The organism is Pseudomonas sp. NPDC089734, from assembly GCF_044748865.1.
GTDB lineage: Bacteria > Pseudomonadota > Gammaproteobacteria > Pseudomonadales > Pseudomonadaceae > Aquipseudomonas.
On sequence record NZ_JBIVGV010000005.1, the window covers coordinates 221,300 to 236,654 of the forward strand.

Consider the following 15,355-nt stretch of genomic DNA (forward strand, 5'->3'; position numbering starts at 1 on the left):
AGACAAGTACTCGTGCCGTGTAGGTGCGGCGCGGCTTTTGGGTTTCGGGTGTTCAGGTATTCAGGTTCCAGTGCCGTGCCTGGCTTTGTTGCTTCCATAAACGGGTGTACAGGCCATCCAGAGCCAGCAGGTCGTCGTGGCAGCCTCGTTCGACAATGCGTCCGCGATCCATGACCAGAATCTGGTCGGCGTGCTGGATGTTGTGCAGGCGATGAGCGATGACCAGCACCGTGCGGTCACGCACCAGCGCATCGAGCCCCAGTTGAATGGCGGCTTCCGAGGATGGATCGACGCTGGACGTGGCTTCGTCGAGGAGCAGGATCGGGCTGTTCTTGAGCAGGGCGCGGGCAATCGAAAGGCGTTGGCGTTCGCCGCCCGACAGCCAGCCACCGCCTTCGCCGATCCGGGTGGCGTAACCTTCCGGCAAGGCTTCGATGAAATCGTGGGCCTGGGCAAGACGGGCGGCGTGGATGACGTCCTGTTCGCTGGCGTCGGGCTTGCCGACCAGCAGGTTGTCGAGCACGGTGCCGGAAAACAGGGTGACGTCCTGAAAGACCATCGAAATGTGTTCCTGCAGGTACTGGCTGCCAATGTCACGGGCTTCGATGCCGCCAATCTTCAGATGACCGCTGTCGATGTCCCAGAGCCTGGCCACCAGATGCGCCAGGGTGCTTTTGCCTGCACCGCTGGGGCCGACCAGTGCGGTCAGGGTGCCTGCCGGTAAATGACAGGACAGGCCGTCGATGACCGTCGATTCGCGTTCGGCGTAGCGGAAGCGAACGTCTTTGAAGGTGATGTCGAACTGCTGGGGTTTGCGCGGACTGGCCGGCTCATGGAGCGGCTTCTGGTCCAGCAGTCGTTCAGTGCGGGACAGCGCCAGGTGGCCGAAACGCAGCAGCAGGGTAGAGAACCCCAGATCGAGGGCCTGGCGGTAAAGCGGCAGGGACAGCACCGTGAAGATGAGCAGGCCGTGGATGGACATTTGCCCGTCAAGCAACAGGCTGCAACCGAGCAGCACCATCAGAATGAAGCCGGCTTCGAGCACCAGCCCGAACAGGCCGATCCAGGGCGCTGGTTTCAGTTCAATGCTGATCATGGCCCGATGTTGAGCATCCATGACTTTGTTCAGGCGTTGCAGCGCACTGCCGAAGCGACCGAAGCTGCGGATCACGGCAATGCCCTGAATGTATTCCTGCAAGGCTGCCTGGGTGCGATTGTTGCTGGCGAGCATGCGGTTGGCCTGAGCCAGTGTCTTGCGTATCGCGGCGTAAATGGCCAGCCCGGCCAGTGGCAAGATGGCCAGTACGGCGCAGGCCAGAACGGGTTCGAGCCAGAACAGAAACAGCAGGATGAAGGTCAGTTTCGCCAGAGACAGGACGAACACCCCCAGAAAGTGCGACCAGAGGTTTTCCACCAGTTCCAGATCGCTGGTGACCTGTGCGCTGATCTCGCCGCTGTTGGCCTTGCCGAACCAGCCCAGCGGCAGCTTCTGCAAGTGATCGACAAGGCGCAGGCGGGCGCTGGCCATCATTGCGTAGGCCCCGGTGAAAACCAGCGGTGTACCGAGGGCACCTGCCACGATTCTTGCGCCCAGGCAGACCAGCATTGCCAGTGCCAGCCCGATGATGCTCCAGGTGCTGGCCGTGCCTTCGAGCAGACTGTCGAGCAGCCAGTACAGCAGCGGGTAGGGCGCGGCACTCAGCAGCCCTTCAAGCACCGCCAGGCGCAGGCCTTGATTGAGCCGTGGGTCACGCTGGCCGGCCAGACGTTCACCGGCACGCATCAGATTGGAAATCATGCCGGTACTCCTGCGCTGCTCAGTTGCCATTGGCGAATTCGGGTGTGGTCCTGCCAGAGCTGCCGATACAGATCGCAGTTTTCGAGTAACTGTTCGTGACGACCGATGCCTCGCACCTGGCCCTGATTGAGCACGACGATGTTCTGTGCGGCGGTGACGGTGTGCAGGCGGTGAGCGATCATCAGCACGGTGCGGCCACGGCACAGATTGGCCAGTGCCTGCTGGATCAGCGCTTCGTTCTCGCTGTCGGCATAGGCGGTGGCTTCGTCAAGAATCAGTACCGGCGCGTCTTTCAGAAGGGCGCGTGCAATCGACAGGCGCTGGCGTTCGCCACCGGACAGTTGCGCGCCGCCCTCGCCGATGGAGGTCTGGTAACCCTGGGGCAGGCGCATGATGAAATCGTGGGCGCAGGCCGCGCGGGCGGCGGCTTCGACGCTGGCCTGATCGGCATCGGGCTTTGCCAGCAGCAGGTTGTCGAGCACGCTGCCGTCGAACAGATGAACATGCTGGAACACCGCTGCGACCCTTTCAAGCAAGGCCTGCAACGGCCAGTCGTGCAACGCTGTACCGCCCAGGGTGATGCTGCCGCTGTCGGCGTCGAACAGGCGGCACACCAGTTGCGCCACAGTGCTCTTGCCCGAACCGCTGGGGCCGACCAGCGCCGTCAACTGGCCCGCCGGGGCCGTGAAGCTGACCTGATTCAATGCCTGCCTTGCGCCATAGGCATGGCAGACGTTTTCCAGACGCAGGTCCAGTGTCGTCTCGGGAATCCGCGCGTCCGGACGTTCGCTCAGTGCCGGGCTGAGCAGCACGGCGTTGATGCGTGCCAGCGCTGCATTGCGCTGGACCTGTTCGCCCATCATGTAGGTCAGGCGCAGCAGGGGCATCAGCACGGCGGGTGCCAGCAGGAGAAACAGCAGGAAGATTTCCAGCGTGATCTGCCCTTCGAGCAGCAGCCAGGCTCCCAGAGGGGCAACGATGATCAGGTTGGCGCTGAGCAGGCCCGAGAACACCACCCAGAACAGCGAGCTTTTGCGGGCAAAGCCTGCGACCCAGTCCGCTGCGCCGTGTATGTCGCTGCTCAGGGTGCCGAAGCGCTGGCTGGTCAGACCGAAGCTTTTGACGACCTGAATGCCTTGCAGGTATTCGCTGAAGCTTTGCGAGATCCGCTGTTGCAGGCTGTGCCATTGCTCCATGCGTTCGGCCGAGCCCTTGATCATCAGCGCCTGTGCCAGAAAGGCCAGGGGCAGGGGAGCGATGCAGGCCAGTGCCAGGCGCCAGTCCACGCTGAACAGCACGATCAGGGTCAGGGGCGGCATCACGGCTGCCGACACCGAATCGGGCAGCAGGTGAGCGAAGAAACCTTCCAGAGAGCCGACATCATCATTGATGGTGCGACGCAGGTCCGTGCTGCTGTGGCGGCTGAAGAAGCTCAAGGGCACTTCGCCCAGATGCCGGGCAATGCGCTTGCGCAGTTGGCGCAGGAGTTCAAAGGCCGCCAGGTGAGCGCTGACATGGCTGGCACTCATGATCAGCCAGCGCAGCAGCACGGCGACAAAGGCCAGCAGCCCCCACATGAAGACCGTTTCTGTCTCGGGAGCCGGGCTCAGCAAGACCTGGGCAATCCTGTAGATGCATAACAAAGGAACAAGGCTGAGCAGAGTCGAGATCACGGAACAGCTTATGGCGATAGCAAACAGCCGTGGTGCAAGTCCCAGCAACCCGACATGACTCAGTGGTTGCACTGCTGTCGTATCGACAGCATCGGGTTGACTCTTCATCCAGCTCTCCTAAGTGTTTTTCGGGTGCCTGGGTCGGGACTGTCGACGCTTCGGCGTGATCGCAGAAACGTGTCAGCCCCCGGACTCGACGCACGTAGGAGGCGGAGAATACGGGGCGGGAATTCTTATTAGGATCACAAAGGGTTTACGACGAGCACAATCGGGCTAATAATTATCGTTCTCATTAATGATGTGGCACTCTGTCACGCTACAGTCGGCTCCGTTACAAAAAGCATCCCCCGAAACACCCCCGTAATATTCCCGCAAGCTGTCTTCGGCCGCGGGTCCCCAGGAGAAAGATGGATGAATTCAGCAGTGGACACTCAGCGACTTGCCCCCAACCTTTCCGGTGTGCCGGAAACCATGCTGATGACAGTCTGGAATCGGGCGGCATTTTCCCAGGGGCCTGATCCCCTGCTTGACGATCCGGTGCTGCTGAGCCTGCTCGATCGCATCGACTACGATTTCCACAGCCATTTCGGACGCCCCAATTCGACCCATGCCATACGCTCGCGCTATGCAGATGAGCGTGTGCGCGATTTTCTCGAACGCCATCCCGACGGCACGGTCGTGGCGTTGGGCGAAGGGCTGGAAACCCAGTTCTGGCGTGTCGATAACGGTCGGGTCCAGTGGTTCTCCATTGACCTGCCGGAAGCCATCGAGACGCGTCGCAACCTGTTGCCCATGCATTCGCGCAATCACCTGCTGGCCTGCTCGGCATTGGACACGACCTGGCTTGAGCAGGTTGCGCAACAGACCGAAGGTCCGGTGTTCGTCACGGCAGCCGGGTTGTTGATGTATTTCCAGCAGGCCGAAGTGCTGGCCTTGTTGCAGGCGATGGTCAAGACCTTGCGTCAGGGCGAGCTGTTCTTCGATTGCATTCCGCCATGGTTCTCGCGCAAGACGCTCAAAGGCATGCACCTGACGCCTGATTACAAGACGCCGCCCATGCCGTTCGGCATTGCCCTGGGTGATCTGCCCGATTTCGTGAATCAGGTTCCCGGCCTGAAACTGCTGGAAGACAAGACCTACGGCGAACCCTGGCCGCGTTACATGCGTGCCCTGGCCGTGTTGTCCCATATACGCCCGCTACGTCAGCGTTTTGCTCCGGGTCTGGTACATTGCCGTTTCACTGTCGTTGACTGAAGGGTTTCCCTATGGCGATTGATTCAGCCTTGCGTCCGAGTGCTCCCACGCTGGAGCAGCACAATCAGTTCATGCCCGGCATTGCCTGGGCTGAAGTCGCTGATGGTGTCCGCATTGGTCTGGTGGATGGCTTTCCCTGTCGCGATGTGTGTCGACAGGTCAATGTCGACCGGCATCTGTCGCTGGCGATGATGATCAAGGGCAATGGTCATTTCCTGATGGAAGGAGGGCCTGAGTTGTGCACCTACGACTCGGGATTCTGCTACCTGACTTGTGCCTGCGAACCCTTTACCTGCATGGATTTCTTTCCGGCCTATCACGACCTGAAACTGGCCATCGTGCATTTTCGTCTGGAGTGGCTGGATGTCTTTGAGCCATTGATGGACGCCGACAAGGGACCTGATCGCTGGTTCACCCATCCACAGCGCAAGGCGGGTGTGTTGCGCATGCAGATGTCACCGGATGAGCAGCGCATTGCCGAACAGTTCATGGGGGACGGAGTACCGGGTAATCCTCTGCAAAGCCTCAAGGCTCATGCTCAGGCCATGGACTTGCTCTGGAATATCGCCCAGCGCCTGACGGCTGCCACGGACGCCTGTTCCGCACCTCTGGCTCTGGAGTCTGATAACGCGCCGCGAATCAATCGCCGTGAACGTCGCATGCTGCTGGCTGCACGGAGCTATATTCACGATCACTGCCTGGAGCCACTGAACGTGGTCGAGATCAGCCGTGCAGTGGGCATGGGGCATGGAGCCTTGAAGCGGCATTTCAACGAGCTGTTCGGCACCAGCGTCTACAGCTACGTGCTTGAGTGCCGGCTCGATCATGCGGGCAAGCTGCTCAAGGAAACCGATTTGCCGATCAAGGATGTGGCCTGGCGTTGTGGTTTTTCACACAGCAGTCACTTGTCACGGTTCTTCCGTCAGCGGCATGGGATGTCGCCCAGGGAGTATCGGGAAGACTGAAACGAAGAAGGGGCCAAGTTGGCCCCTTTTTCGTTTTGGTCACTATCAGAACGTGATCTTGGTGCTCAGGCCCACTTCACGACCCTGTCCCGGCTGGCTGAATTGCGCGCCGCCGGAAATGTAGGAGTAGGTGCGGTAGTCCTTGTCGCCCAGGTTGTTACCGTACAGCGCCAGCTCCAGATCGGGTTTCGGCAGCCAGGACAGGCGTGCATCCACCAGGCTGTAGCCGCCTTGCGAGACTTCGTTGTCGACATCGAAGTAGTGCTGGCCGGTGTAGCTGATGCCGACACTCGGACGCAGTTCGCCCAGCAGGTTGTCGAAGTAGAAGCTGCGCTCGGCCGAGGCACGCAAGGTACGGCCCGGGGTGTAGGTCAGGCTGTTGCCCTGACGGTCCGAATCCAGCATGCGGTTGCGGTTGACTGTACCGGCCAGACGAATCAGGGTGGCTTCGTCGGCACGCCAGTCCAGGGACATTTCCGCGCCTTCGCTGCGCGCCTTGCCGATGTTACTCAACGACTGGGTACCGGTGCCGGCTGCGCCGATGAACTGCTGCACATCCTCGATATCGATGCGGTACAGCGCGGCATTGAGCCAGAGGCGCTTGTCCAGCAGGCTGGATTTGATACCGATTTCCGTGTTCAGCGATTTCTCGGGCGAGTAGGCCACGGCATCGGCCGTGATTGCGCCGATACGGTTGTAGCCACCGGCCTTGAAGCCTTTGCTGACCGAAGCGTACAGGCGGGTGTCCGGCGTTGCCTGGAAGCCCAGGGCGACCTTGGGCGTGGTGCTGGTGAAAGTGTCGTTGCCCTTGTAGACGAAGCCGGGCGTAAAGGCCGCATCGACCTGGGTGTAGGTGGTTTCGGCTTTCTCTTCGCTGTGGCGAGCGCCCAGGGTCAGGTCCCAGCGCGGGGCCAGGTGCCAGGTGAACTCACCGAACACAGCCTTTTCAGTGTTTTCGATACGGCTGTCGGCAGCCCCGTAGGTGCCGAACAATGGCGCGCCGCTGTCGGGCTCGCGCTCCGAATGGCTGCGGCTCTTCTGCCAGTACAGGCCGCCCACGGCATCCCAGGCACGGTCTGCACCCTGAGTGGAGAGGCGCAGCTCCTGGCTGACGGTGCGCTGGGTTTCCGGCCAGAGGAAGCCCATGTCACCGAACAGGCGCTCATGGCGATAGTTTTGCAGGGAGGTGATGGAACTCAGTTTCAGGGAGTCGCTGAGGTTCCAGTCGATGCTGGCGCTGCTGGTTTCCACGCGGCGCACATAGACCGATTCCATCAGGGGAACGCTGGCGCGGCGTTGTTCATAGGTGGCATCCGCCAGGTACTGCTCGTTGTAGGAAGTCAGGCGGTCACGGGCGTAGGCCAGTTTCAGGCTGAAGTCTTCATTGGGCCTGAAGGTCAGGGCAACGTTGCCACCGCCGTTGTCGCTGTCGCCATGGTGTTCGCTGCGGGTCAGTTCACCGTCGGTGTCGTCATGGTAGATCGCGCCCTGGATGAACAGCTTGTCATCGATCAGCGGGGCGGAACCTGTGGCGGCCACCTGCTGATGCAGGTTGCTGAAGCGGCTTTGAATGGTCGCTGTCGGGGTGTTGTCCGGCTGACGGGTAATGATGCTCAAGGCACCGGCATGGGCGTTGCGTCCGTACAGGGTGCCTTGCGGGCCCTTGAGCAGTTCGATGTGATCGATATTCAGCAGTTGCTGATTGAACGTGCCCAGGTATTGCGGGACGCCGTCGACGTAGATGCCCACGGGAGCGTTGTAAGGGTCGGAGGAGGAAATCCCGCGCAGGCTCAGGCTGGGGAAGACGCCGGCACCGGTATTGCGTACCAGCAGTTCGGGAAACACCCGCTCAAGGTCACCGCTGTTATAGACATTGGCGCGTTCGAGATCGGCCTCGCTGGCAACCGACAGGGCCAGGTCGGTCTGATCCTGGGCCTGGACTCGCTTGGTGGCGGTTACTTGCATTTCCGGCAGGGTCAGTACATCGTCCGCCAGGGCTTGATTGGAGAGGGCGAGCATGATCGCCAGACTGAGAGTAGAGCGTTGCATGAAAGAACTCTGCTGTAGATGGGGTGGCTCTATCTTCTGGAGATGGCCATTTCATTGCGCGTGTGATCGGGGTCTTGGTGCGCGCAATCGGTACTATAGTTGATAAGTGTTATCATTTGAGTCTGATTCCCAAAAGAGTTTGTGCCAATGAGTCTGAATCATTACTGCGCTGACTATGAATTGCCCAAGGTATTGACCGACGAGGTGGGCGACGAACTCGATATTCGCCTGATCGAATGGCAGGTCGATGAAGACAGGCATGTGGACTCTACCTGCGAGGCTTCGTTGACCGTGTCGTATCACGCGAGCTGTGCCGGCTGGCGTTACTTTGCCGACACGTCCCCCATGACCTGGCGTGAAGACCATTGCTGCCTGTTTCATTCCACGGTCCCGGTTCATGGCGAAGGGTTCGTACCGGCAGGCACTCGCTGGCGGGGCGTGAACATCAGTTTTGCGGCGAACCGGCTGGGCATGCTGGATCTGGCCGGGCAGTTGTTCGATTACAACGGCCCCTGGGAAAATACCCGCTCGCTCGACAGCACTTCACGGCTGGTGCAGTTTCCTGCGCCCCATGTGGTGCGGCGCATCGGTCAGGAAATGCTCGGTTGCAAGCTTGAAGGTGTCGCCAGAGATCTGCTGCTGCGCGGCAAGGCCTATGAAATGCTGGGCCAGTTGACTGCCCATATTCAGGACCTGGCCCGCTTCACCGGGCTGAGTGCCGGCGGTCGCGATCTGGCGCGCATCGAGCGGGCGCGCAAGCTGCTGGAGTCTCACCCGGAAGAGGACTGGACCATTGAATCACTGGCCCAGTGTGTGGAACTCAATACCAAGAAGCTCAAGCAGGGTTTCAGGCAAAGCTATGACAGCGGTGTCTACGGCTATCTGCAAAAGGTCCGGATCGAGCGCGCGGCGCAGTTGCTCAAGCAACAGGGCTCGGTCAGTGAAGTGGCGGCGGCGGTCGGGTATTCCAATGCCAGCCACTTCGCCAAGGTGTTCCGTCGTTACTACGGTATCAATCCATTGCACTTCAGTTCACTGGCCGCCAACGGCATGAATGAGAGGGCGGCCCTGGCCGAGGTCGATCCGGCCTGAACCCGTATCAGAAGTCATAGGCGATCTTGCTGTACCAGAAACCGCCGCCCGGATAGAAGGGCGGGTTGCCATACAGGTTCAGGCCATTGGCCGAGGCGATGGCGTTCTTGTCCGGACGAACGTCGAAGATATTGGTACCGCCCAGACTGAGGGTGATGTTGTCCTGAATCGTGTAGGAAAGGTCCAGGTCGGTGATCCATTTGGCGCCGAAGCTGCGGTCGCCGCTTTCCAGTTGTTGCAGCGTCTTGACCTTGCCATAGCGAGTGGTTTGCAGATTCACGTTCAGGTCGCCCAGAGTCCAGTTGGCCCCCAATACCCATTTGGTCTTCGGCTGCGCATCGGTGAGGTCGCCTTCTCGGGCGCGACCGACCCAGGTCAGGCTGCCGCCGGTGTTGTCGCCCAGACCTTGCAGGGCGGAAGGCGCATCCTTGACGTCGGTGATGATGGTCTTGTTGTAGTTGAACCCGGCGCTCCAGCGCACATCGCCAAAGGCCCCGTAACGGCTGGAATGGTCCAGCACGATGTCCAGACCACGGGTGCGGGTGTCGAAGGCATTGGCGTAGTACGAGGTCCAGGTGCTGGTGTCCACGCCCTGTGCGGTGAGGATCGGTGCCAGCGCCGGGCCATACAAACTCTCGGTACGGGCGATGCGGTCGGCGATTTCGATCCAGTAGGCGTCTACTGTCACGCTGGTGCGCGGTGCCGGTTGCCAGGTCAGTCCAAGGCCCAGATTTCGTGATTTCTCCGGGTCCAGGGTGGTGGCCCCCAGCGCCTGGGCCAGTGCGGAGTTGACCGGGGCGATGCGGGTCACGGCGGGGACGACGGTGCCATCGGGCGCGGTGCCGACCCGGTTGTCCGAGATGCTGTAGCCGATCTGGGTCAGGGACGGTGCCCGAAAGCCGGTGCCCACCGTGCCGCGCACGGCAAAGGTGTCGGTGAACTCATAACGCGAATTGAGTTTGGCGCTGACGGTGTTGCCCGAGTCGTCATCGAAGTGTTCCGCACGCAAGGCCAGGTCGATGAACAGCGGCTCTATGGGCGTGATCCCGAAGTCGAGATAGGCCGCGTAGTTATTGCGCTGGATGCTGGTTTCATCCTGCGGAGAAATGACGGCCGCTGCCTGTGCGGCAATCGAGGCCAGTTGCCCTGCCAGCGGGTTGGGCTGGCCGTTGGGCAGGGTCGCCGGGAATCGGTAGCCGCCCACCTGATAGGCCAGGGCATCGCCGGAGAAGGTCCGGAAACGCTCCCAGCGATGCTCCAGCCCGGCCGAAACCTGCAAGGGCACCCCGAGCAGCCCATCGAAGGCTCGCGTGATGTCCAGGTTGTTCACCCATTGCTCGAAGCGGTAGGTCGCCAGGTCGTCGAACGAGGTCGGGGTGGCCAGACCCAGTGAGGGGTTGATGGTCAGGTCGCTGTATTGATGATTGTTGTTGCGGCCGTAAGTGGTGCTCAGGTCCCAGTTCCAGCCCAGGGATTCGCCCTTGGCGCCTATCAGGTACTGGTAATCGGTGTCGTCCAGGTTGTTCAGCGGGTAGTAGCCATCGGGAAACAGTTCGGGAATGTTGGCGTTGCCATTGGGATAGCGGAAGTAGTTATTGATGATGGCGTCGCGTTGCCCGTAGGTGCCGTAGGAATACAGCGTTGTCTGCTGATCCAGCGGCAGTTCGGCGTTGTAGGCCAGGTTAAAGGCCTTGATCTGCGGGTCGCCATTCTTGACGCCGACCCGGTCCCAGGTCGCTTCTCGTGGATCGCCGGGGAAGTAGGCGGTGTTGGTGGCCTTTTCATTCCAGCTGGCATCCCCACGTTTACGCGCATCGGCCGACAAGTGCAGAAAGCCTCCGTCCCCCAGCTCGAAACCGGTATCGCCCTCGAACTTGGTCACCTCACCTTCGCCGCTGTAGAGCTTGCCGTAGGTCACGCCCAGGTGACCGCCCTGGGCGCTGGATTTGAGAATCACGTTGATCACGCCGGCGATGGCATCGGAACCGTATTGAGCCGCAGCACTGTCTTTCAGCACTTCGATCCGTTCCACGGCACTGATGGGGATCATGTCGATGTCCACCGAGTTGGCACCGCTGCTGTCGGTCGAGCCATTGGCGAGCAGGGCGCTGTTATGGCGGCGTTTGCCATTGACCAGCACCAGGGTGTAGGCCGGTGCCAGGCTGCGGTTGGACAGTGGCCGGATGGTGGAGTTGTAGCCCGCGACATTGGTGCCGTAATTGAATGACGGCAGCAGTTTGGCGATGGCTTCGGTCAGATCGGCACGCCCGGTCTTGAGCAGTTGTTCGCTGGTGACGATGTCGATGGGAGCAGGGCTGTCGGTCACGGTGCGTTCGGTGCCCCGCACGCCGGTGGAGATGACCGTGACTTTCTCCAGACGGGTGTCATCGTCGGCCGCCTGGACGGGGCTGATCAGCCCGAGGCCCAGCAGGGTCATGCCCTTGAGCAGGTGAGGGGGGAGGCGTTTTCGGGATGCACGGGCAGGCAGACGCATGGACAATAATCCTTATCAGTGGGCGGGACGTTTTCTGAGCCTCCACTGGTAAGGGTCGGTCTGTAGGCGAAAATATATGGTTATGAAACAATCCTGTGAAAGTTCTTTTGGGTATAAGCTAATTATTAATAATTAGAATCTAATGTTTGTTATAAGATAAATATTTTGCATTTACTGTTGGTCTGAAGTCGCACCTGCAAGGCATGGGCCGGATGCATGGGGTGCCTGTGCCACTTTGTCGCACCTCGCGCTTTGGCCCGTCAGCACACGCTTGACGCCGTGCGCCGGGCCTCTGCCCGGTATTCCCGGTTTGCGGCACGGCGCGGGAGTGTTAAATTCGCCGCCATGAAATTCGTCCGAACCCACCGCTCGCTCATTGCCTGGATGCTGTATGGCTTCATCCTGTTCAATGGCGTCATGTGCAGCATCAGCCATGGGCAGATGCTGGCGGCGTTTTCTTCCGCGCCTGCTGCCGATATCTGCGGTGAGCAGACCGACGTGTCCATGGCCATGGATGTTCCGGACAAGCCTCAGCATGCCCTGGTCATGCAACTGGCGATGTTCGATTGCACCTTCGCGGGCAAGCTGACCGGTCTGGTCGTGTTTTTCATCGGTCTGGGCTGGCTGCTGCGGGCCTTGAATGTCAGGCTGCGCATTCCGCCGGACCTGATGCGTGAGTCCTCTCGCCACACCTCACCGGGGCTGGTGCCCCAGGCGCCCTGAACCCCGGTCTTGCGTTCATGGGTTGTCTGCAGTGCCGCGAGCATGTGATGTGCCGTGTGCCTTGCCTGTTTTCCTTCAAAGGACCGTAATGCATGACTCAATACCTGACCCGTCGCGAAGTGCTCGCGGGCCTCTCCCTGCTGAGCCTTGGCGTTCTGACCGGTTGCAATAACTCCAATGCCCTGCCGTTCAAGTACGGCAAGGACATGAGCAACCAGATCCTGGGACGCAATTTCAAGCTCAGGAACCCTCAGGGCGAGGTGATGAGCCTGTCGAGTTTCCGGGGTTACATGCCGATGGTGTTCTTCGGCTTTACCCAGTGTCCGGCTGTCTGCCCGACGGCACTGGCCCGGGCCGCACAGATCAAGAAGCTGATGGGAGCCGATGCCGACACTTTCCAGGTGGTGTTCATCACGCTGGACCCGGAGCGTGACACGCCTCAGGTCATCGATGCCTATGTAAAGGCCTTCGACCCCAGTTTTGTGGCCCTGTCCGGCACGCTGGAAGAAACCGCGGCCACGGCCAAGGAGTTCGGGGTGTTCTACGAGAAGGTGCCATTGGGCGATACCTATACGATCTCTCACACCTCCACCAGTTATGTGTTCGACACCCGTGGCGTATTGCGCCTGGGCCTGTCGCACAAACTGACCGCTCAACAATGCGCAGAAGACCTGCTCACTCTTATGGAAGTCTGTTGATGAATGCTCTGACTCGTACACCCTGCAAAAGCCTGTTCCTGGCCCTGTCTCTGCTGGGCGCAAGCCTGTCGGCCCACGCGCAAACCACGGTGAGCGATGCCTGGGTCCGGGCCACGGTAGCCGGGCAGCCGGCAACCGGCGCCTTCATGAACATCACCTCGACCACTCATGGGAAACTGGTTGAAGTCAGCTCGCCTGCCGCGAAAATCGTGCAGATTCACCAGATGAGCATGAAGAATGATGTGATGAGCATGCAGCAGGTCAACTCGGTCGAACTGCCTGCCGGCAAGACCGTGACGCTGGACTCGGATGGCTATCACGTCATGCTCATGGGGCTCGTGGCTCAGGTCAAAGAGGGCGATCAGGTGCCGTTGACCCTGACCGTGGAAGACGACAAGGGCGTGAAGGAGACGATTCAGGTAGTCGCTCCGGCCAAGGCGTTGACTGCCCAGGGGCATTCCGGCCATGGCGATCACAGCGGCCACTGATTGACTGAACGGCCCTCGTGATTGGGTCGCAAGGGTGTAAGGTGGGCAGGCAGGACGACGATTTTCTCTGTCCCATGGAGGTAAATATGAGCGCTCCAACCCTGTCCAAAGTCCAGATCAATGGTTATCAGCTGGTCAGTGTCAATTGCGGCCCCTGGACGGTCTGCACGAAGCGTGACCGGCTGGCGTCATTCACGACCCGGCAGGAAGCCATGGCCTACGCCGCGGCCTTGCCGGTACGGAGCTGGAACCCGTCGCACCGCGAAGGTGCCTGACCCTTTCGACGATCTGCCGCCGAGCCTCGCCATGTTTACAGCATGGCGGGGCTTTTTAATGGACCCAAGGTTTTTATATTTCTTTTGTGAATAACAGGAGAACTAAATATTCTTTTAAGGAACAAGACGGATCGGAGATGATTGCCCTGCGCTATCAACTTTGAAAGGTGACTGATACCAACAGAACCTGGATTTTTTATCGAAAAAATGCAGGAGTGTATCAATGGGCAATGTCCAGACCGCAGCCAGTGCACACGAAGTGCCTTGGCGCCAAACGCCGAGCGGCGAATTGGTCGATCTGGGGCGTCCTTTCCGGGAACCCTTGGTGCTGTCGCGGTTGCACCGCACGCCCGGACCGGTATTGGGACGTCGAGAAGCGATTCTGCTCGGTGCATTCGCTCTGGTGCTGCATGGTGCGGTGATCTATTGGCTGAGCCAGACCCCGACACCTGTTCTGCCGGTCGTACCGCCGGAAATTCCGCCGATGACCATCGAATTCTCCCGGCCCGCGCCGCCCGTGGTGGAAACGCCGCCACCGCCGCCCGAGCCTGTCGTTCAACCGGTGGTCGAGCCGCCGCCTCCCGTCGAGGATGAGCTGGCCGTCAAACCGCCACCCAAGCCTAAACCCAAACCGGTCGTCAAACCGCTGCCCCCCAAGCCCGTTGCCAAGCCGGTGGAACAGCCGCCTGCGCCACCCGCACCGCCACAACCGGTCGCTGCGCCTGCGCCACCGGCTCCTCCCGCACCGGCCCCCGTGACCCCGGCTTCGGCCAGCGCCGGTTACCTGCGCAACCCGGCTCCGGAATACCCATCGCTGGCCATGCGCCGTGGCTGGGAGGGGACGGTCCTGCTGAGGGTGCACGTACTGGCCAGCGGCAAGCCCGGAGAAATCCAGATTCAGAAGAGCAGTGGGCGTGATGCTCTCGATGAAGCGGCGGTCACGGCCGTCAAACGCTGGAGTTTCGTGCCGGCCAAACAGGGCGATGTCGCTCAGGACGGCTGGGTCAGCGTACCCATCGACTTCAAGATCAAATAACGGTTTCCAAGACTCAATGCGGGCCACCTGACAAAAGGAGCATCGCGACACCAGACCTGACGTATCAGCACGAGAGCACAGACTATGAACTTACTGGCATCCCCTTTTGAATCCATCGAACACGCGGTCATCTGGCTGCTGGTGGTCTTTTCCGTTGCGACCTGGGGGCTGGCCTTGCTCAAGGGCGTCCAGTTTTCACGTCTGAAATCCCAGGATCGCAAGTTCCATAAACAGTTCTGGGCGGCTTCCAGCCTGGATTCCGCTGCGGAGCTGGCTCATCAGCAGCCGGGCGCTGCTGCTCGCGTTGCCCAGGCCGGGTATGCCGCGATTCAGGTTCAAGAAGGTCATCAGCAGACCGATCTCAGCCAGTCGATCAACCATCAGGACCGTCTGGAGCGTGCCTTGCGTCAGCAGATCGTGCGTGAGCGTCGCTCGCTGGAAAGCGGCCTGGCGATTCTGGCGAGTATCGGCAGCACTTCGCCCTTCATCGGCCTGTTCGGAACCGTGTGGGGCATCATGTCGGCGCTCAAGGGCATCAGTGCTGCAGGTTCCGCCAGCCTGGAAACAGTGGCCGGTCCTATCGGTGCGGCACTGGTTGCAACGGGTGTCGGTATCGCCGTCGCGGTGCCTGCGGTGCTGGTCTACAACTACTTCCTGCGTCGCCTGAAGCTGACCGTTGCCGACCTGGATGACTTCGCCCACGATTTCTACAGCCTGGCGCAGAAAAATGCCTTCCGTGTCCTGCTGCACCCGGTTCTGACCAGGAATGGCGCAACCGCCGCTGGCCAGAAAGTGAAGGAGGCATCCTGA

13 protein-coding genes are annotated in these 15,355 nt (G+C 60.5%); 9 read left to right on the forward strand and 4 right to left on the reverse strand.

Annotated elements, in window-relative coordinates:
* Positions 1-52 precede the first annotated feature (52 nt).
* Both ACIPY9_RS08920 and ACIPY9_RS08925 read right to left on the reverse strand, forming a co-directional pair.
* Complete coding sequence (locus ACIPY9_RS08920; RefSeq protein ID WP_400699579.1) at positions 53-1,798, reverse strand: ABC transporter ATP-binding protein; 1,746 nt, start codon at positions 1,796-1,798, stop codon at positions 53-55.
* Entirely contained in the window at positions 1,795-3,579 is a 1,785-nt protein-coding gene (locus tag ACIPY9_RS08925) for an ABC transporter ATP-binding protein (RefSeq protein WP_400699582.1), read from the reverse strand. Before ACIPY9_RS08925 ends, ACIPY9_RS08920 begins: the two co-directional genes overlap by 4 nt.
* A gap of 303 nt (positions 3,580-3,882) precedes the next feature.
* Between ACIPY9_RS08925 and ACIPY9_RS08930 the strand changes: the two genes are divergently transcribed.
* Both ACIPY9_RS08930 and ACIPY9_RS08935 read left to right on the forward strand, forming a co-directional pair.
* Positions 3,883-4,725, forward strand: coding sequence for a class I SAM-dependent methyltransferase (locus ACIPY9_RS08930; RefSeq protein ID WP_400699585.1), 843 nt, complete (start codon positions 3,883-3,885; stop codon positions 4,723-4,725).
* Positions 4,726-4,736: 11 nt separating this feature from the next.
* Positions 4,737-5,690 carry a helix-turn-helix transcriptional regulator gene (locus ACIPY9_RS08935; RefSeq protein WP_400699588.1) on the forward strand — a complete coding sequence of 318 codons (954 nt, stop codon included), beginning with the start codon at positions 4,737-4,739 and terminating at the stop codon, positions 5,688-5,690.
* A gap of 45 nt (positions 5,691-5,735) precedes the next feature.
* On the opposite strand, the gene ACIPY9_RS08940 is transcribed toward ACIPY9_RS08935, so the two are convergent.
* A complete protein-coding gene (locus ACIPY9_RS08940) occupies positions 5,736-7,739 on the reverse strand; it encodes a TonB-dependent receptor (RefSeq protein WP_400699590.1) in 2,004 nt (667 codons plus the stop codon).
* Positions 7,740-7,886: 147 nt separating this feature from the next.
* On the opposite strand from ACIPY9_RS08940, the gene ACIPY9_RS08945 reads away from it, so the two are divergent.
* The gene (locus ACIPY9_RS08945; protein ID WP_400699593.1) at positions 7,887-8,831 is read left to right on the forward strand and encodes a helix-turn-helix transcriptional regulator; all 945 of its coding nucleotides are present in this window, start codon (positions 7,887-7,889) and stop codon (positions 8,829-8,831) included.
* Between the two features lie 7 nt (positions 8,832-8,838).
* On the opposite strand, the gene ACIPY9_RS08950 is transcribed toward ACIPY9_RS08945, so the two are convergent.
* On the reverse strand, positions 8,839-11,325 hold the full coding sequence (locus ACIPY9_RS08950) for a TonB-dependent receptor plug domain-containing protein (RefSeq protein WP_400699596.1): 2,487 nt from the start codon (positions 11,323-11,325) through the stop codon (positions 8,839-8,841).
* A 345-nt stretch (positions 11,326-11,670) separates the two neighbouring features.
* Here ACIPY9_RS08950 and ACIPY9_RS08955 point away from each other — a divergent pair, with 345 nt between their 5' ends.
* The 6 genes from ACIPY9_RS08955 to ACIPY9_RS08980 all read left to right on the forward strand — a co-directional run bounded on the left by ACIPY9_RS08955 (position 11,671) and on the right by ACIPY9_RS08980 (position 15,355).
* Positions 11,671-12,048 (forward strand): DUF2946 domain-containing protein, encoded by a 378-nt coding sequence (locus tag ACIPY9_RS08955; protein WP_400699599.1) that lies wholly within the window; start codon positions 11,671-11,673, stop codon positions 12,046-12,048.
* Positions 12,049-12,140: 92 nt separating this feature from the next.
* Entirely contained in the window at positions 12,141-12,746 is a 606-nt protein-coding gene (locus ACIPY9_RS08960; protein ID WP_400699602.1) for an SCO family protein, read from the forward strand.
* Complete coding sequence (locus ACIPY9_RS08965) at positions 12,746-13,234, forward strand: copper chaperone PCu(A)C (RefSeq protein ID WP_400699604.1); 489 nt, start codon at positions 12,746-12,748, stop codon at positions 13,232-13,234. The genes ACIPY9_RS08960 and ACIPY9_RS08965 overlap by 1 nt, the downstream gene beginning before the upstream one ends.
* An 86-nt stretch (positions 13,235-13,320) precedes the next feature.
* Complete coding sequence (locus ACIPY9_RS08970; RefSeq protein WP_400699607.1) at positions 13,321-13,509, forward strand: DUF2188 domain-containing protein; 189 nt, start codon at positions 13,321-13,323, stop codon at positions 13,507-13,509.
* A 223-nt stretch (positions 13,510-13,732) separates the two neighbouring features.
* Positions 13,733-14,545 carry an energy transducer TonB gene (locus ACIPY9_RS08975; protein WP_400699610.1) on the forward strand — a complete coding sequence of 271 codons (813 nt, stop codon included), beginning with the start codon at positions 13,733-13,735 and terminating at the stop codon, positions 14,543-14,545.
* Positions 14,546-14,629: 84 nt separating this feature from the next.
* Positions 14,630-15,355, forward strand: a complete 726-nt coding sequence (locus ACIPY9_RS08980) for a MotA/TolQ/ExbB proton channel family protein (protein WP_400699613.1) — start codon at positions 14,630-14,632, stop codon at positions 15,353-15,355.